Source organism: Paraburkholderia sp. JHI2823, assembly GCF_038900695.1.
In the GTDB taxonomy this organism is placed as follows: Bacteria; Pseudomonadota; Gammaproteobacteria; order Burkholderiales; family Burkholderiaceae; genus Paraburkholderia; species Paraburkholderia mimosarum.
Genome location: NZ_JAYMRY010000002.1, coordinates 17245 through 33887 on the forward strand (window position 1 = coordinate 17245; position 16643 = coordinate 33887).

Here is a 16643-nt window from a genome sequence, read left to right on the forward strand (position 1 = left end):
CCGATGAAAACCGTCCTCACCCGCGACTTCCTCGCGCTGATCCTGAGCGTAGCCGTGGTCGGCCTCGGCTCCGGCGCGACACTCCCGCTCACCGCTCTCGCCCTCACCGACGCCGGCTACGGCACCGCCATCGTCGGCCTGCTCACGGCCGCGCAGGCGCTGGGGGGCCTGGCCGTCGTGCCGCTCACGGCGTGGATCTCCACGCGCTTCGGTTCGCGCCAGGTGATCGTCGGCTCCGTGCTGACCGTCGCCATCGCGACCGCGCTCATGCAGGCGAGCGCCAACCTGTGGCTCTGGGCGCTCCTGCGCATGCTCTGCGGCGCAGCGCTCATGCTGCTCTTCACGATCGGCGAAGCGTGGGTCAACGAACTCGCCGACGATTCGAACCGCGGCCGCGTCGTCGGCATCTATGCCACGACGTTCACGCTGTTCCAGATGTCGGGCCCGGTGCTCGTGAGCCAGATCGCGGGCTTCACGGCGTGGCGCTTCGCGATCTGCGGCGCGCTCTTCCTCATTGCGCTGCCGATGCTCGCGGCAATCCGCTCGAATCCGCAGCAAACCGATCTGCACGAGCCGCACGGCAGCTGGCGTCACGTCATGCCGAAGATGCCGGCGCTCATCGTCGCGACGGGCTTTTTCGCGCTCTTCGACACGCTCGCGCTTTCGCTGCTGCCGCTCTTTGCCATGGGTCACGGCATCGGCAGCGAGGTGGCCGTGCTGTTCGCCTCGGTCGTGCTGCTCGGCGACACGACCATGCAGTTCCCCATCGGCTGGCTCTCCGATCGCCTGGGCCGCGAGCGCGTGCATGCGCTCATGGGCGTGATCGTCGCGGCGCTGCTACCACTCCTGCCCTTTGCCGTGGATACGCCGTGGCTGCGCTGGCCGCTCCTCTTCGTGCTCGGCGCGGCGGCGGGGTCGATCTATACGCTCGCCATCGTCGCGTGCGGGGAGCGCTTCGAAGGCATCGCGCTCGTCTCCGCGAGCGCGCTCGTGAGCGCCTCGTGGAGCGCCGCGAGCTTCGGCGGCCCGATCGTCACCGGCGCGCTGATGCAGCACGCGGGGCGCGATTCGATGCTATGGGTGCTGTTCGCGGGCGCGCTCGTCTTTCTCGGCGCGCTGCGCTGGGAGCGCTCGCGAGGGTTGGCGCAAGCGCGCGCGTAGCGTCGTCCAACCGACAAAGAAAGACGGCCGATGCGCCTCTGTAGCGCATCGGCCGTCCTGCTTTCCAGACTTGAGCTTTCGTTATTTCAGCGCCGGCAGGATCTTGCCTGTGCAGGCGCCAAAACCCACGCGATAGCCATCGCCCTGGCACCAGCCCGCCAGCGTCAGCTCGTCGCCATCCTCGATGAAAGCGCGCGTGCCGCCGCTCTTCAGTTCCAGCGGATTTTTCCCGTTCCACGTGAGTTCGAGCAGGCTGCCGAACGAGTCCGGCGTCGGGCCCGAGATCGTGCCCGAGCCCATCAGGTCGCCCACGCGCGTGTTGCAGCCCGCCACCGTGTGATGCGCGAGCTGCTGCGCCATCGTCCAGTACATGTGGCGGAAGTTCGTGCGCGCGATGGTCGTCGCATCCGTCGCGCCTTCGGGCCGCATCCTCACTTCCAGCGCAATGTCGAACGCGTGATCGCCCTTGTGGCGCAGATATTCGAGCGGCTGCGGCTCCTGCGCGGGCTGCGCGACGCGGAACGGCTCCAGCGCGTCGAGCGTGACGACCCACGGCGAAATCGTCGTGGCGAAGCCCTTCGAATTGAACGGCCCGAGCGGCACGTATTCCCACTGCTGGATGTCCCGCGCGCTCCAGTCGTTGAGCAGCACCATGCCGAAGATGTGATCCTCGGCGTCTTCACAAGCGATCGGCTCGCCCAGCGCATTGCCGCGCCCGACGATGAAGCCCGTCTCCAGCTCGATATCGAGCTTGCGGCACGCGCCGAACCCCGGACGCTCCTGATCGGGAAGCTTCAACTGGCCATTGGGGCGGCGCACCGGCGTGCCGCTCACCACCACCGACGAAGCGCGGCCGTTATAGCCGATCGGCATCTCGGACCAGTTCGGCAGCAGCGCATTCTTCGGATCCCGAAACATCGCCCCGACGTTCGTCGCGTGTTCCTTCGACGAGTAGAAGTCGGTGTAGCCGGGAATCTGCACGGGCAGATGCAGCTTTGCATCGGCGAGCTTGACGAAGGCGCGCTGGCGCAGCGCCGCGTCGTCGCGCAGCGTCGGCGTTTCACGTGCGAGGAGCGACGAAAGCTGCACACGCACGCTGCGCCACACGTCGCGACCGAGCGCGATGAAGTCGTTCAGCGCGGGGCGCGCAAACACGTCTTGCGGCGCGCTCGCGGGCAGACGCAGCAGCCCCGCTTCGTGCAGCACCGCGAGATCGGCCACGAGATCGCCGATCGCCACGCCCACGCGCGCGTTCCCGTTACCCGTATCGCTGAACACGCCGAATGGCAGGTTCTGGATCGCGAAATCGCACTGTGCGTCGTTCGCACGCTCGATCCAGCTCTTGCGCTGGGGATCGAGCGTCGCCTTGAGTTCGTCCGTCATCGTGCTGCTCATTGCTGCTCCGGATTGAAGTGTTTCTTGAGGCCTTGCCAGCACTCGTAGTAGTTCGCCTGCAACTGGCTCGTTTCGAGCGCGTAGCGCGTCGGGCGGATCAGCGTGCGGGTCTCGAACATGAAGGCCATCGTGTCGTCGACCTTGTTCGGCCTGGTCGTATCGGAAGCCGAGGCCTTCTCGAACGTCTCGGCATCGGGGCCGTGGCCCGTCATGCAGTTGTGCAGGCTCGCGCCGCCCGGCACGAAGCCCTCGGCCTTGGCGTCGTACACGCCGTGCACGAGACCCATGAACTCGCTCGCCACGTTGCGGTGATACCAGGGCGGCCGGAACGTGTTCTCGGCCGCGAGCCAGCGCGGCGGGAAGATCACGAAGTCGATCGCGTCGACGCCGGGCGTGTCCGTCGGCGATTGCAGGACGAGGAAGATCGAGGGATCCGGATGGTCGTAGCTGATCGAGCCGATCGTATTGAAACGGCGCAGATCGTACTTGTAGGGCGCGTAGTTGCCGTGCCACGCCACGACGTCGAGCGGCGAATGGCCGATGTCGGCGCGCCAGAGCTGGCCATTGAGCTTCGTGACGAGCTCGAAATTGCCTTCGCGGTCTTCGTAGGCGGCGACGGGCGTGAGGAAGTCGCGCGGATTGGCGAGGCCATTCGAGCCGATCACGCCGAGATCGGGCAAACGCAGCAGCGCGCCGAAGTTCTCGCAGATGTAGCCGCGCGCTTCGCCGTCGGGCAGATCCACCGTGAAGCGCACGCCGCGCGGAATCACGGCGATTTCGAACGGCTCGACGTCGAGCCGGCCCATCTCGGTGCGGATCGCAAGGCGCCCCTGCTGCGGGACGATCAGCAGTTCGCCATCGGTGTTGTAGAAAAAGCGGTCGACCATCGGCCGGTTGGCCGCGTACAGGTGGATCGCGCAGCCGCTCATCGACGCCGCCGAGCCGTTGCCCGACATCGTCACCCAGCCGTCGATGAAATCCGTGGGCTCGGCGGGCATGGGCAGCGCGTCCCAGCGCAACTGGTTGGGCGGCGTGGGCGGCACGTCGCCGAAATCGGCGACGAGGCGCGGCGCCCCGTTCGTGTCCGGATGCGAAGCGAGCGGCGTGAACGGCTGGTGCACGGCGCCCGGACGGATCCGGTAGAACCACGTGCGGCGGTTGTGCGAGCGCGGCGCGGTGAACGCCGTGCCGGAAAGCTGCTCAGCATACAGGCCGTAGGCGCAGCGCTGCGGCGAGTTCTGCCCTGCGGGCAACGCGCCCGGCAGCGCCTCGGTCGCGAACTCGTTGGCGAAGCCGCTCATGTAGCCGTGCTGGACTTCGGTCGGGTGCCGCAAAGGTGCATTCATTGCCGTCTCTCCACGTTCTCGGGTCATGACATCAGGTCACGCGATTTACGGATGGTAAAACGAATTACGTTTAGTGAAATTACGTGTATACCCTGGCCAATCCCTGCCAAACGCCGGCAGGCCTCCAGAAAGCGCGGGCGCGGCCGATAACGTTATGACCAAACAGTCCATCCGGCGCGGCTGCGGGCTGCTACCATCGGTCCATGCGGCCCCGGGTCGGGCTCGCACCTCTCACTCGCGCCCCGCTACACCACCATGATTGCTCCCACCATTCCCGAGCTCGTCGCCCGTGCCGCCGACCATCCGTTTCTGGGCGAGCACCTCGCGATGGGCAGCGGCGTGCACGCCAAAGAGGCCGTAGCGCGGCGGCGCAGCGTGGAACTGCTGAGCGCCTACGAGCCGATCTACGACATCAGCGTGCACAGCGGGGCGCAGTCGCTCACCGCCGACCTCTCGTTGGCCTCGCGCTTTGGCGACGAACTCGGGTATCAGGCGGTGACGCTGCGCGAACAGGACGGCGCCCTTGCGCCCTTCGACCCGTTCAGCGACGCGCTCGACGATCCCGAGCTGGTCGCGCTGGACCGCATGGTGCGCGCGCTGCACGCGATCAACTTTCTGGGGGGCCAGCAGCACGGGCTGCTCTTCCTGCGCGTGCATGAACGGCTGCTCAAGAGCGTGAAGTACGACCACGGACGGCATTTCTCGAACGTGCTGGTGTCGTTCGGGCTCAATCCCGGGCGCATCGTGATCGAGCTGCCGCCGGCGGCGGTGGCGCACCGCACCTTCCTCAGCTATCTCACGAAGAGCTATCAGCGTTACGGGTTCAAGGTGGCGGGCAATCTGCCGAACGCCGGGCAAATCCTCTCGGTATCGGACATGCCGCGACCCGACTTCCTGAAGATGGACGCGTCGTCGGCATTGCGCGATTCGATGGTGAAGCCGCTCGTGAGCTATGCGGCGCGGCTGCGCATCCCGCTGATCTTCAACCGCGTGACCGATGCGGCGCAGTTCGAGCAGTTGCAGCAGTACGACGTGCGCTTCGTGCAGGGGCCGGTGTTCGCGGCCCAGGACAAGGTGGTTTGAGGGTGATTCCGGCGCGTAGGCGGGCTGACGCGCGACCTAGAGGCTGACGGGTTCCTGCTCCAGCTCGACGCCGAAGCGCGCAAGCACGTCGCGCTGGATGGCCTCTGCCAGTTCGAGAATGTCCGCGCCGGTGGCTCCGCCGCGATTGACGAGCACGAGCGCCTGACGCTCATGCACGGCCGCGGCGCGCAGCGCGCGGCCCTTCCAGCCGCAGCGGTCGATCATCCAGCCGGCCGCGAGCTTCACGCGCCCGTCCGACTGCTGGTACGAAACGATCTGCGGCTCGCGCACGACGAGCGCGTCGTACTGCGACGCCTCGATCACGGGATTCTTGAAAAAGCTGCCCGCGTTGCCCAGTTGCAGCGGATCGGGCAGCTTGGCGCGCCGCACCGCCACCACGGCGTCGAACACTGCGCGCGCATGCGGCGCCTCGCCGGCGTTGCACTGAGCCAGTTCGCGCGCGAGGTCGGCATAGCCCGCGTTGGGCTGCCACACCTTCGGCAGGCGGAACGTCACCGACGTCACGACGAAACGATCGCGCCCCTCGCGCTTGAAGAAACTGTCGCGGTAGCCGAAGCGACAGGCGGCCGCGTCGAACTCCATCGCTCGGCAGGTCGCCATTTCGATGGCCCTGACCGACACGCAGCGCTCCGCCATCTCGAGGCCATACGCGCCGATATTCTGAATCGGCGCCGCGCCCACCGTGCCCGGAATCAGCGCCAGATTCTCGAGGCCCGGCATACCGGCTTCGAGCGTCCAGGCGACAAAATCGTGCCAGTTCTCGCCCGCGGCCGCCTCCACGTACCATGACTGGCCATCCTCGTGGGCAATGCGCTTGCCGCGGAGCGCCACGAGCAGCACGAGACCGTCGAAGTCGCGCGTGAGCACGACATTGCTGCCGCCGCCCAGCACGAGCGTGCGCAAGCCCTGGGCGCGCGGATCGCGCACGGCAGCGGAGAGATCGGCCTCGCTTTCGACCCGGCACGCATAGCGGGCGCGCACGTCGAAGCCGAACGTGTTGTGCGCGCGCAGCGGATAGCCGGCGGCAAACCACACGGGAGACGTATCGACGGGCGTTGGGACGAGGGGCATTGGGGGAGAACGGAACACGGACAGCGGACGAAATCAGGCAGGAAAAGCCGCCTTGGGCAAACGCAACCGCGCCGGTAGAATGGCGTCGGTCCGTGATTATAGCGAGTGTGCGAGCCGCTGCCTCAAAATGCGGCAACGAATGCAGCCGCAGCGCCCGGGCGCGCAGTTTGCGTCGCTTTTGCGTTGTTCGTTTGCGTCGCTTTTGCCTCGCTCGTTAGCGTCGTGATTTGCGCAGTCGTTCTGCACCTCGTACTTTTGGGAGAAAGCAATGCCATCGTTTGACGTCGTCAGCGAAGCCAACATGATCGAAGTGAAGAACGCCGTGGAGCAATCGAACAAGGAGATCTCCACGCGCTTCGACTTCAAGGGCTCGGATTCGCGCGTCGAGCAGAAGGAGCGCGAACTGACCGCGTTCGCCGACGACGATTTCAAGCTCGGCCAGGTGAAGGACGTGCTGGTCTCGAAAATGGCCAAGCGCAATGTGGACGTGCGTTTTCTCGACTACGGCAAGATCGAGAAGATCGGCGGCGACAAGGTCAAGCAGGTCATCACCGTGAAGAAGGGCGTGTCGGGCGACCTCGCGAAGAAGATCGTCAGGCTCGTGAAGGACAGCAAGATCAAGGTGCAGGCGAGCATCCAGGGCGACGCCGTGCGCGTGACGGGCGCCAAGCGCGACGATCTGCAGAGCGTGATCGCCATGCTGCGCAAGGACGTGACCGACACGCCGCTCGACTTCAACAACTTCCGCGATTAAATCCGCCTTGCAGGCACACGGCGAGGCGGCATGGCCCGCCCCGCTGGCCTGGCGCTTCGCAAGACTTTCCTTTATCACCGCGAGCCGTCTCCGGCGTCTTCAAATTCGACAGCGCCATATTTGAAGGTGAGAAAGCGGCGCCGCTTTCTCACTGCCTGCGAGTTCCCTCGTCAATCGAGCCTGAACTGTCCCACCGCGTCGGCGAGACTGGCGGCCTGGCTGCGCAGCGCCGCCGCTGCGGCCGTCGACTGCTCGACGAGCGCCGCATTCTGCTGAACCATCTCGTCGAGCTGGCTCACCGCGCGGTTCACTTCCTGGATGCCGCGCGTCTGCTCGCTGGCCGCGTTGGTGACCTCGGAGATGATGGTCGTCACGTTCGAGACGTTCGCCACGATCTCGTCCATCGTCGTGCCAGCGCGGCGCACGAGCTGCGAGCCCGAGGTCACGCTCGAAACGGTCGATTCGATCAGCGCCTTGATCTCGCGCGCCGCCTGCGCGCTGCGCTGCGCAAGGCTGCGCACTTCCCCCGCCACCACCGCGAAGCCGCGGCCCTGCTCGCCCGCGCGCGCGGCTTCCACCGCGGCGTTCAACGCGAGAATGTTGGTCTGGAACGCGATGCCGTCGATCACGCCGATGATGTCGGCGATCTTCACCGAAGCCTTCTCGATGTCGCCCATCGTATGCACGACGTCGCCGATCACGGAGCCGCCGCGCGAGGCCGCCTGCGAAGCCGTTGCCGCCGTCACGTCGGCCTGCTGCGCCGCGTTCGCCGACTGCGCGACCGTCGCCGTGATCTGCTCCATCGAGGCGGCCGTCTCTTCGAGGCTCGCCGCCGCCGACTCCGTGCGGCCCGACAGGTCGACGTTGCCCGCCGCGATCTCGTCGCTCGCGGTGCGCACCGACTGGCTCGCGTCGCGGATGTTGCGCATCACGTCGCGCAGCTTGTCCATGAACGCGTTGAACGATCGCGCGATCTGCGCGACTTCGTCGTTGCCCACGGCAGGAAGGCGTTTCGTGAGATCGCCCTCGCCGGCGCTGATCGCGTCCATCGCGTCGCGCACGCGCGAAAGGCGCTGGAACGACACGGCCGTGGCCGCCGCGACGATCGCCGCCGCCGCGACCGCGATCACCACGAGCGCGATGAGCGACGCCGTGAGCAGCGAGCGCATACCGGCCGTCGCATCGGCGCGGTCGTAGGCGACGACCACGCGCCAGTCGGTGCCCGGAATCGTTTGCGCACGCATGAACCTGGTGTCGCCCTTCACGTCGACCTGCAACGGCGCGTTGGCCGCGAACAATGCGTTCAGACGATCGCCGGCGAGGTCGGGCGCGAGTTCGGCGACGGGTTTGAGCGTGAGTTGCGCGTCCGGGTGCGCAACGATCGCGCCGCTCGCGTCGACGAGCATGCCGAAGCTCGCCGGCGTGGGATGAATCGAGCGGACGTTGGCGATCACGCTGTCCATCGTCACGTCACCGGAGATGACGCCTTTCACGGCGCCGTCGCGAATCACCGGCTCCGCGAACGCCACCACGAGCTTGCCCGTGCCGACATCGACATAGGGCGGCGTAACGACCGCCTTGCCGGCCGCGACGGCCTGCTTGTACCAAGGGCGCCCGGTCGGATCGTAGTCGGGCGGAATGCCGTTCGCGTCGGAAAACTTCGCCGTGCGGTCGGCATAACCCACGTAGACGTTCTGGAAGCCGCCTGCCGCCGCGATCTGCTTGAGCGCCGGCACGGGGTCCGCACCGAGCACGGCGTCCTGCAGCGAGTCGATCATCCGCGTGTGGGTCGCGACCCACTCGCCTATGCCCTGCGCGTGGCTCTCTTCGAGCGCCGAGAGGGTGCTGTCGATCGAATCCTTGTTGTGCGAATCCGCGACGAAATAGTTGAGCGCCGTATTCGCGGCGAGTGCGGCCACGACAATGACGACGCATAGCGCGACGATGCGCGAGCGGATGGTGGAAAACATGGGGGGGATTGCCGTGTGGGAAATGAAGAGGAAGCCGTAAAAACCTGGTCGGAAAACAACCGGGATTACGGCAGGCCGCACGGCATTCTTGAGGGCGCCACTGCAGAACGCGCGCCACTTTTCGCTACTTGCCCGAAGATAGCCTCAGGTTGGGCGAAATAGTCAGATTAATGACGCAGTGCCCCATGACCGCTGGCAGGCTACTTCACGGCGCCAGAGGTCTTCTTCTCGCCGATGCGGCTTTCCTTGCCCGCGATCAGCTTGGCGATGTTCGCGCGGTGCCGCCAGAACAGCAGCACGCTCATGGCGAGGATGGCGAGCGCGACGATGCGCGGGCCGAACATGAACACGTAGTAAAGCGGCGCGAACACTGCGGCTGCCAGCGCCGCGAGCGACGAGTAGCGCGTGAAGAACGCGACGATGAGCCAGGTGGCGAGCGTGGCGACGCCGAGGATCGGATTCACGGCGAGCAGCACACCGGCCGCGGTCGCAACGCCCTTGCCGCCCTTGAAGCGGAAGAACACCGGGTACAGGTGCCCGAGGAACACGGCGATGGCGGCCAGCGCAATCGCCGCGTCGCCGAGACCGTAGCGGGGGCCGAAGCGCACGACGAGCCAGACGGCCAGCCAGCCCTTGAACGCGTCGCCGATCAGCGTGAGGATCGCGGCCTTCTTGTTGCCGCTGCGCAGCACGTTGGTCGCGCCGGGGTTGCCGGAGCCGTAGGAGCGCGGATCGTCGAGGCCCATGAAGGCGCTCACGATCACGGCGAACGAAATCGAGCCGATCAGATAGGCGAGAACGGCGACGAACAGGTTGTACATGCACGAAACCCGGAGAAAGTGGAACGATGCGCGCCGGGCTTGAGACTTGGCGCTCCCGCCCGGCGACGCGCGACGGCGCTCATTCTACCCAAGCGCGGGCGCCAGCTGCCCACGCAGGCGCCGCAAGCCAGGGTATTCAGGGAAGCAAAGTGAAGCGGGTCCGGGACCTCGTGCGTCACTCGACGCTCGCGCACTGCACCGGCTTCGCGTCGAGCAGCGTCGTGAGCACCGAAGGCGCGAGGCTCACCAGATAACCGCGCCGACCGCCGTTGAGCCAGATCTGGTCGAGGTCGAGTATGGTCGATTCGACGTACACGGGCATGCTTTTCTTCGTGCCGAACGGCGACGTGCCGCCCACCAGGTAACCCGAATGCCGGTTCGCCACTTCGGGCTTGCAGGGCTCGACGCGCTTCGCGCCGATCTGGCGCGCGAGATTCTTCGTCGAAACCTTGCGGTCGCCATGCATGAGGACGACGAGCGGCCTGGCGTGCTCGTCCTCCATCACGAGGGTCTTGACGACGCGATGCTCGTCCACGCCGAGCTGGCGCGCGGACTCGCCCGTGCCGCCATGCTCGACATACTCGTAGGGGTGTTCGCCGAAGGCGACGCCCGCGCGGCGCAGCATCTGCGTGGCGGGCGTTTCGGAGACATGTTTCGTTTTGCTCATCGGCGCATTGTAATCGCACGGCCCGCACGGGCGGTGCCGGCTCACCCGCGCGGATGGTGTTTCTCGTGCAGCAAGCGCAGCCGCTCGCGCGCGACGTGCGTGTAGATCTGCGTAGTGGAGATATCGCTGTGGCCGAGCAGCAGCTGCACGACGCGCAGATCGGCGCCGTGATTGAGCAGATGGGTGGCGAACGCGTGGCGCATGGTGTGGGGCGAGAGCGGCGCGTGCACGCCGCCCGCCGCCGCGTGGCGCTTGATGATGTGCCAGAACTGCTGGCGCGTCATGCCTTCGGCGCGCGCGGTCACGAACAGTGCGTCGGTCGTGCGCGCGCCGAGCAACGCGGGCCGCGCCTCGCGCAAGTAACGCTCGATCCACGCGTGCGCCTCTTCGCCGAACGGAATGAGGCGCTCCTTCGAGCCCTTGCCGAGCACGCGCACGACGCCTTCGTTCAGGCCCACCTCGACGGTCTTGAGCGTGACGAGTTCGGTCACGCGCAAGCCGCTCGCATACATCAGCTCGAGCATCGTCCGGTCGCGCAGGCCGAGCGGTGTGTTCACATCGGGCGCGCCGAGCAACGCCTCGACCTGCGCCTCGCTCAACGTGGAAGGAAAACGCGGCGGCTGCTTCGCCGAGCGGATGCGCACGGTCGGGTCCGCATGCACGCGCTGCTCGCGCAACGCCCAGCCGTAGTAGCGGCGAAACACCGAAAGGCGCCGGTTCGCCGACGTGGATTTGTCGTCCTTGCGGCGCGCGCTGTAGGCGAACAAATCGTCTTCGCGCGTCTTGTCGAGCGAATTGGCGCGCTCGCGCGCGAGCCATTGCGCGAAGAGGCGCAAGTCGCGCCGGTAGGCGTCGAGCGTGTTGCGCGAGAGGCCGTGCTCGAGCCACATCGCGTCGCAAAACGTGTCGATGGAAGCGAGGCTCGCTGCGAGCGCTTCGGCGGCAGCGGGTTCGAGCGCTTGCTCCGTTTCTTCGGCGGCTTCGCTCTCGGGAAGCGGCGGCGGGTTCGTCGTCATCGTCATCGTGTTATCGGAGCTCAAACCGGTTCGTCGTGCATTCGTGTGCGAGCAGCCAGCGCTTCACGTCGCGAAAGAAGCCCTCGCCCCCATGATGGGCGAAACCTCCGAAGCCGCTCGCCGACACCACGCGATGACACGGAATGACGATCGGAAACGGATTGTCGCCGCATGCCTGGCCCACGGCGCGCGCGCTGTCGCTGCCGATGCGCTTCGCGAGTTCGCCATAGGTGAGCACCTCGCCCGCCTCGATCGCGCAGATGCCGTCCCACACGCGCCGCTGGAACGGCGTGCCAAGCGGTGCGAGCGGCAGGTCGAAGCCGGCATCGGCGTCTTCGAAATACCGTGCGATCTGCGCGGCCGCGCGCTCGGCGAGTTCGCCATCGGGCTCGACGCTCGCCGTGTGCGCCGGCAAATAGACGATCTCGCGCAGCGCCTCGCCGCCGGTGCGAATGCCGACTTTGCCGAACGGTGCGTCGATCACTGCGTTGAACATCGCTGCCTCCTTCGTGCGCGAGCGTTGCACGCCATGGTGCCGCGTTGCGCGCGCGATTTCCAGCACGCCGCTCTGCATTTTCACGCCCATGTTCTTCCTCGCATCGTCGTTTCAGGCCGCTTCGAGCGCCCACTGCACGTGTTCGCGCACGATCGCCGATTCGTCACGCTCGCGCGCGCGCAGCGCCTTCACGATGGCATCGCGCGCGGCATCGTCCGCATTCGCCGGGCGCTTTCGCGTCGCGCGCAGCGCGTTGCCCATCGCGACCGCGATGTTGCGCGACCAGCGTTCATAGCCGATGCGCCGTATCGCGCTGCCCTGCATGCGCTCGTCGAACTGCGCGGCGCTCCAGCCGAACAGGTCGACGAGGCTCGCGCGGTCGAGCCCGTGGCGCACGTCGAAGTCCGCCACCGGCGCGGCCTGGGCAAACTTGTTCCATGGGCAGACGAGCTGGCAGTCATCGCAGCCATACACACGATTGCCGATCAGCTCGCGTAATTCCAGGGGAATGCTGCCCTTCAATTCGATCGTCAGATAGGAAATGCAGCGGCGCGCATCCACGCGATACGGACCGGTGATCGCGCCCGTCGGGCATGCATCGATGCAACGCGTGCAGCTCCCGCAATGCGCGCCGGGCGTTTCTGGCGCTGCGCTGGCCGGGTCGTCGGCGTCGATGGGCAGCGGCACGTCCACGTAGATCTCGCCGAGGAAGAACAGCGAACCCGCATCGCGCTGCAAGAGCAGCGTGTGCTTGCCGCGCCAGCCGACGCCGGCCTTCTGCGCGAGTTCGACTTCGAGCACGGGTGCGGAATCCGTGAACACGCGAAAGCCGAACTTGCCGATCTCGGCCTCGATACGCTCGGCGAGTTGCTGCAGACGAGCGCGCAAGACCTTGTGATAGTCGCGGCCGCGCGCGTAGATCGATACGACGGCGGCATTCGGGTCGGCAAGGCGCGCGTGCTCGCGCAGGCGCCAGTCGGCGTGGATGGCATGAAGGCTCTCATGGGCAACGTCCGTGCCGGGTGCCGACTCACCCGTGGTGCCGACCGGGGCGCCAGCCCGGGTGCCAGCAGCGGCGCTTGCCTCGTCGCCGCCTTGCGAAGCACTTTCGTGTCGCTTTCCCGTCGCATTCGGCGCGAGCGTATCGATGGGCAAATAGGCCATCCGTGCGGTGATCACGCGTCGCGTGCCGGCCACAAGCTCGGCGGGCCGCGCGCGTTTCATCTCATGTTTGGCCATATAATCCATCTCGCCGTGGCAGCCTGCTTCGAGCCACGCGGCGAGGCCCGCCTCGGCATGGGAAAGGTCGGTGTCGCTGATGCCGATCGCACCGAACCCCAGCTCGCGCCCCCACGTCCGGATGCGCGCCGCGAGCGCGGCGAGCGCCGCGTCATCGAGCGGCATGGCCTGCTCAGCAGCAGGCACAGACGATTCTCGCAGCGCATGCGCTTGATGAGACGTCGAGTCGAGCGCCTCCGAAGACGCGCGCACGTCCTGCGCGAAGTTGGAAGGGGAATGCGTGGGGTTCATCATGTCATTTTACGAGAATGCCCGACACGCCCGGTCACGACCACGCGCCGCTTCCGCTTGAACGCTCTGCCGACGTTCTCCTCGAACGCCGTTTCGATCTCGCAGATGCAGCCGCCACCGACGCCTTCGGCGCACGCTTTGCGCACGCGCTCGAATCGCTGCGCGCGAACGATGCGCACAACGCTGCACAAGCCGGCGCGCAAGATCCCGGCACGCCGCCCTTCCACGGCCTGCACGTGCAACTGCACGGCGACCTCGGTGCGGGCAAAACGTCGCTCGTGCGCGCCACCCTGCGCGCGCTCGGCCACACGGGGCGCGTGCGCAGCCCGACCTACACGCTCGTCGAGCCGTACACGGTGGCAACACCGAGCGGGGAACTCCCGCTCTATCACTTCGATCTGTACCGTTTCAGCGATCCGGCCGAATGGGCGGACTCGGGCTTTCGCGAATACTTCGCGCAGGATGCGGTGTGCCTCGTCGAATGGCCGCAACGCGCGGGCGGCCTGCTGGGCGTGCCCGATCTCGTGTTTTCGCTCGAGCCGGATGCAAGCGGCGACGGCCGCGTGCTCACCGCCTACGCATACAGTGCATCAGGAAAGGCATGTCTAGAAAGATGTTGATAAAACCGTTCCGCTCGATCGAATCGGCCGCCACCGCCACGCACAACTGGCGCCGCCGGCAGATCCTGAAGGCGGGCGCCTCCACGCTCGTGCTCGGTCTTGCCGCGCCGCGCCTCGCGTGGGCCACCTCGGTCATCGGCGTGCGCGTGTGGCCCGCGCGCGATTACACGCGCGTCACCATCGAATCGGACCAGCCGCTCTCGAACTCGCAGCAATTGCTGCAGGGCCCCGACCGTCTCGTCGTCGATTTGAGCGGGCTCGATCTCGACGATGCGCTCAGGAACCTCGTCTCCAAGATCACGCCGAACGATCCGCAGATCCAGGCCGTGCGCGTGGGCCAGTACCAGCCGCACGTCGTGCGCATGGTGTTCGACCTCAAGGGCGGAGTGAAGCCGCAGGTGTTCACGCTTGCCCCTATCGGCTCGTACAAGTACCGGCTCGTGTTCGACCTCTATCCCGCGGTTGCGCCCGACCCGCTCATGGAGCTGCTCGCGCAGACCGAGCGCAAGCAGCAGCAATTCGACGCGAACGAGGCCATGAAGGACAGCGCGCCGCCTTCCACGCCGTCGACGCTCGCTGGCCCCAATGCGCCCGCGCACGACAATAGCGACGCCTTCTTCGAGCGCTATGCGCAGAGCGACACGAGCGCCGCGCCGCGTTCCTCGTCACAGGTTCCGCCGGTGCCGCCGGTGACGCCTGGCGTGGCGGTGCCGCGTCCGGGCAAGTCCGCGCCCAAACCGCAGCCGCCCGTCGTCGCTCAGCGTAACAACGGCAGCAACGTTGATGGCAGCACCGACGACAGCTACGGCTTCACGGCGCCACCAAAGTCTGGCAGGGGCAACACCACGCGCCTGCTCACCGTCGCGATCGATCCCGGCCACGGCGGCGAGGACCCGGGCGCGATCGGCAGCGCGGGCACCTACGAGAAGCACGTCGCCCTCGACATCGCGAAGAAGCTGCGCGCGAAGATCGACGCCCAGCCCAACATGCGCGCGATGATGACGCGCGACGCCGACTTCTTCGTGCCGCTGAACGTGCGCGTGCAGAAGGCGCGCCGCGTGGGCGCGGACCTGTTCGTCTCGATCCACGCCGACGCGTTCACCACGCCCGCCGCGCGCGGCTCGTCGGTGTTTGCGCTTTCGGAGCACGGCGCCTCGAGCGCGGCGGCGCGCTGGATGGCGAACAAGGAAAACTCGTCGGACCAGATCGGCGGCATCAGCGTGCAAACGGCCGACGCCGCCGTGAACCGCGCGCTCTTCGACATGTCGACGACGGCGCAGATCCGCGACTCGATGCGCTACGGCGGCTTCGTGCTCGACGAAGTCGGCGAGATCAACAAGCTGCACAAGGGCTCCGTCGAGCAAGCGGGCTTCGCGGTCCTCAAGGCGCCCGACATTCCGTCGATCCTCGTGGAGACGGCCTTCATCAGCAATCCCGAGGAAGAGAGCAAGCTCAACGACGACGCCTATCGCGACAAGATGGCGAACGCCATCCTCAAGGGGATCAAGCGCTACTTCGCTGCGAATCCGCCGCTCGCGAAGAGCCGCATGACCTGACCCCCCGCAGCCCGGAGCACGCCGCGCACGCCTTCGGGCTGCGCGGCGTTGTCATTTGGCGCTAAGGGATTCCGGGTTCAATCGTGGATTCAACGGGATTCAAACCGGGTTCGGAACGGGATGGCGAGCCGGCTCAGGAGCGCGCGTCGGCAACCCGCTGCTTGACCCACCCGCCGAACACATTGACGGCGAGGCCGCCAATCACGAGCACGGCGCCGCCGATCTCGGCGGCCGTGAGACGCTCGCCGAGCAGGAGCGATGCCGAGGCCAGCCCGACGATGGGCACGAGCAGCGAAAATGGCGCCACCTGGCTGGCCGGATATTTCGAGAGCAGGCGGCTCCACAGGCTATAACCGAGCAATGTGGCGACGAACGCAAGATAGACGATCGCACCCCCCGAAGTCATGCCGATGCCCGCAAGCGCCTGCCCGATGCGCTGCGGCCCCTCCATCCAGTACGAAAGCAGCAGGAACGGCAACGGCGGCACGAGGCTTCCCCACACCACGAGGCCGACGAGATCCACCTTGCCCACCTTCTTCGTGACGATATTGCCGAGCGCCCACATGCAGGCCGCGCACAGCGTGAGCAGGAAGCCGGCGATGGTCATGCCTTGCGCGCCGGCCCCGGTCGATTCCTGGCCGATCAGCGCGAGGCCGGCAGCCGCGATCAGCAGTCCGATCACGTTCTGCGCGTGAAAGCGTTCGTGGAGGAAGAGCGCCGCGAAGCCGAGCGTGAAGAACGCCTGCGCCTGCAGCACGACCGAGGCGAGCCCCGCGGGCATGCCCACGTACATCGCCGTGAAGAGGAACGCGAACTGGCCGAGCGAGATGGTCGCGCCGTAGGCGATCAACCAGCGCAGCGGCATTTTCGGACGCTTCACGAACAGCACCGCCGGAAAGGCCGCCAGCATGAAGCGCAGCGCGCCGAGCAGAAGCGGCGGCACGCCGTGCAGCCCCACCTTGATCACCACGAAATTCACACCCCAAGCCAGCACCACCACCATCGCGAGCAACAAGTCCTTCGGCGACATCCCCTGCTCCTCCTGTTACGTCGACCCTTGCGAAACGAGTCAGCAATGTTACCGCCTCGTCGCGAGGGGCGCCGCGGCGCCAACGCCTTAGCCACACGTCGGTAAG

At 66.8% G+C, this 16643-nt stretch carries 15 protein-coding genes; 5 read left to right on the plus strand and 10 right to left on the minus strand.

What is annotated here, in order from left to right:
* Nucleotides 1–3: 3 nt before the first annotated feature.
* Complete coding sequence (locus tag VSR34_RS02655; RefSeq protein WP_342961793.1) at nt 4–1161, plus strand: MFS transporter; 1158 nt, start codon at nt 4–6, stop codon at nt 1159–1161.
* 81 nt (nt 1162–1242) lie between these two features.
* On the opposite strand, the gene fahA is transcribed toward VSR34_RS02655, so the two are convergent.
* Nucleotides 1243–2556, minus strand: a complete 1314-nt coding sequence (gene fahA, locus VSR34_RS02660; RefSeq protein ID WP_342961794.1) for a fumarylacetoacetase — start codon at nt 2554–2556, stop codon at nt 1243–1245.
* Complete coding sequence (gene hmgA / locus VSR34_RS02665; RefSeq protein WP_036045417.1) at nt 2553–3902, minus strand: homogentisate 1,2-dioxygenase; 1350 nt, start codon at nt 3900–3902, stop codon at nt 2553–2555. Before hmgA ends, fahA begins: the two co-directional genes overlap by 4 nt.
* Nucleotides 3903–4157: 255 nt before the next feature.
* On the opposite strand from hmgA, the gene VSR34_RS02670 reads away from it, so the two are divergent.
* Nucleotides 4158–4985 carry an EAL domain-containing protein gene (locus tag VSR34_RS02670; protein ID WP_028231452.1) on the plus strand — a complete coding sequence of 276 codons (828 nt, stop codon included), beginning with the start codon at nt 4158–4160 and terminating at the stop codon, nt 4983–4985.
* 36 nt (nt 4986–5021) lie between these two features.
* Here the strand turns inward: VSR34_RS02670 and murB are convergent, their stop codons facing one another.
* Nucleotides 5022–6077 carry a UDP-N-acetylmuramate dehydrogenase gene (murB, locus tag VSR34_RS02675; protein WP_342961795.1) on the minus strand — a complete coding sequence of 352 codons (1056 nt, stop codon included), beginning with the start codon at nt 6075–6077 and terminating at the stop codon, nt 5022–5024.
* 268 nt (nt 6078–6345) lie between these two features.
* Between murB and VSR34_RS02680 the strand changes: the two genes are divergently transcribed.
* Nucleotides 6346–6831: a YajQ family cyclic di-GMP-binding protein gene (locus VSR34_RS02680; protein ID WP_028209548.1), complete on the plus strand. Its 486-nt coding sequence runs from the start codon at nt 6346–6348 to the stop codon at nt 6829–6831.
* 170 nt (nt 6832–7001) lie between these two features.
* On the opposite strand, the gene VSR34_RS02685 is transcribed toward VSR34_RS02680, so the two are convergent.
* The 6 genes from VSR34_RS02685 to queG form a co-directional block, all read right to left on the minus strand.
* Complete coding sequence (locus VSR34_RS02685; RefSeq protein ID WP_342961796.1) at nt 7002–8801, minus strand: methyl-accepting chemotaxis protein; 1800 nt, start codon at nt 8799–8801, stop codon at nt 7002–7004.
* Between the two features lie 200 nt (nt 8802–9001).
* Nucleotides 9002–9622, minus strand: a complete 621-nt coding sequence (gene plsY / locus VSR34_RS02690; RefSeq protein ID WP_342961797.1) for a glycerol-3-phosphate 1-O-acyltransferase PlsY — start codon at nt 9620–9622, stop codon at nt 9002–9004.
* Between the two features lie 175 nt (nt 9623–9797).
* Nucleotides 9798–10289 (minus strand): Cys-tRNA(Pro) deacylase, encoded by a 492-nt coding sequence (ybaK, locus tag VSR34_RS02695; RefSeq protein ID WP_028209535.1) that lies wholly within the window; start codon nt 10287–10289, stop codon nt 9798–9800.
* 41 nt (nt 10290–10330) lie between these two features.
* A complete protein-coding gene (gene xerD / locus VSR34_RS02700; RefSeq protein WP_028231448.1) occupies nt 10331–11305 on the minus strand; it encodes a site-specific tyrosine recombinase XerD in 975 nt (324 codons plus the stop codon).
* A gap of 10 nt (nt 11306–11315) precedes the next feature.
* The gene (locus VSR34_RS02705) at nt 11316–11801 is read right to left on the minus strand and encodes a methylated-DNA--[protein]-cysteine S-methyltransferase (RefSeq protein WP_342961951.1); all 486 of its coding nucleotides are present in this window, start codon (nt 11799–11801) and stop codon (nt 11316–11318) included.
* 111 nt (nt 11802–11912) lie between these two features.
* A complete protein-coding gene (gene queG / locus VSR34_RS02710) occupies nt 11913–13205 on the minus strand; it encodes a tRNA epoxyqueuosine(34) reductase QueG (protein ID WP_342961952.1) in 1293 nt (430 codons plus the stop codon).
* A gap of 143 nt (nt 13206–13348) precedes the next feature.
* Here queG and tsaE point away from each other — a divergent pair, with 143 nt between their 5' ends.
* Both tsaE and VSR34_RS02720 read left to right on the plus strand, forming a co-directional pair.
* Nucleotides 13349–13951: a tRNA (adenosine(37)-N6)-threonylcarbamoyltransferase complex ATPase subunit type 1 TsaE gene (gene tsaE / locus VSR34_RS02715; protein ID WP_028209531.1), complete on the plus strand. Its 603-nt coding sequence runs from the start codon at nt 13349–13351 to the stop codon at nt 13949–13951.
* Complete coding sequence (locus VSR34_RS02720; protein ID WP_342961798.1) at nt 13933–15507, plus strand: N-acetylmuramoyl-L-alanine amidase; 1575 nt, start codon at nt 13933–13935, stop codon at nt 15505–15507. The genes tsaE and VSR34_RS02720 overlap by 19 nt, the downstream gene beginning before the upstream one ends.
* A 133-nt stretch (nt 15508–15640) precedes the next feature.
* Here VSR34_RS02720 and VSR34_RS02725 read toward each other — a convergent pair whose 3' ends face one another.
* A complete protein-coding gene (locus tag VSR34_RS02725; RefSeq protein ID WP_342961799.1) occupies nt 15641–16537 on the minus strand; it encodes an EamA family transporter in 897 nt (298 codons plus the stop codon).
* Nucleotides 16538–16643: the final 106 nt, after the last annotated feature.

Bases quoted from the DNA above. Each gene is read 5' to 3' on its own strand.
- VSR34_RS02655 (WP_342961793.1), top strand. From the start codon at position 4: ATGAAAACCGTCCTCACCCGCGACTTCCTCGCGCTGATCCTGAGCGTA.
- fahA (WP_342961794.1), bottom strand. From the start codon at position 2,556: ATGAGCAGCACGATGACGGACGAACTCAAGGCGACGCTCGATCCCCAG.
- hmgA (WP_036045417.1), bottom strand. From the start codon at position 3,902: ATGAATGCACCTTTGCGGCACCCGACCGAAGTCCAGCACGGCTACATG.
- VSR34_RS02670 (WP_028231452.1), top strand. From the start codon at position 4,158: ATGATTGCTCCCACCATTCCCGAGCTCGTCGCCCGTGCCGCCGACCAT.
- murB (WP_342961795.1), bottom strand. From the start codon at position 6,077: ATGCCCCTCGTCCCAACGCCCGTCGATACGTCTCCCGTGTGGTTTGCC.
- VSR34_RS02680 (WP_028209548.1), top strand. From the start codon at position 6,346: ATGCCATCGTTTGACGTCGTCAGCGAAGCCAACATGATCGAAGTGAAG.
- VSR34_RS02685 (WP_342961796.1), bottom strand. From the start codon at position 8,801: ATGTTTTCCACCATCCGCTCGCGCATCGTCGCGCTATGCGTCGTCATT.
- plsY (WP_342961797.1), bottom strand. From the start codon at position 9,622: ATGTACAACCTGTTCGTCGCCGTTCTCGCCTATCTGATCGGCTCGATT.
- ybaK (WP_028209535.1), bottom strand. From the start codon at position 10,289: ATGAGCAAAACGAAACATGTCTCCGAAACGCCCGCCACGCAGATGCTG.
- xerD (WP_028231448.1), bottom strand. From the start codon at position 11,305: ATGACGACGAACCCGCCGCCGCTTCCCGAGAGCGAAGCCGCCGAAGAA.
- VSR34_RS02705 (WP_342961951.1), bottom strand. From the start codon at position 11,801: ATGTTCAACGCAGTGATCGACGCACCGTTCGGCAAAGTCGGCATTCGC.
- queG (WP_342961952.1), bottom strand. From the start codon at position 13,205: ATGCCGCTCGATGACGCGGCGCTCGCCGCGCTCGCGGCGCGCATCCGG.
- tsaE (WP_028209531.1), top strand. From the start codon at position 13,349: ATGCCCGACACGCCCGGTCACGACCACGCGCCGCTTCCGCTTGAACGC.
- VSR34_RS02720 (WP_342961798.1), top strand. From the start codon at position 13,933: ATGTCTAGAAAGATGTTGATAAAACCGTTCCGCTCGATCGAATCGGCC.
- VSR34_RS02725 (WP_342961799.1), bottom strand. From the start codon at position 16,537: ATGTCGCCGAAGGACTTGTTGCTCGCGATGGTGGTGGTGCTGGCTTGG.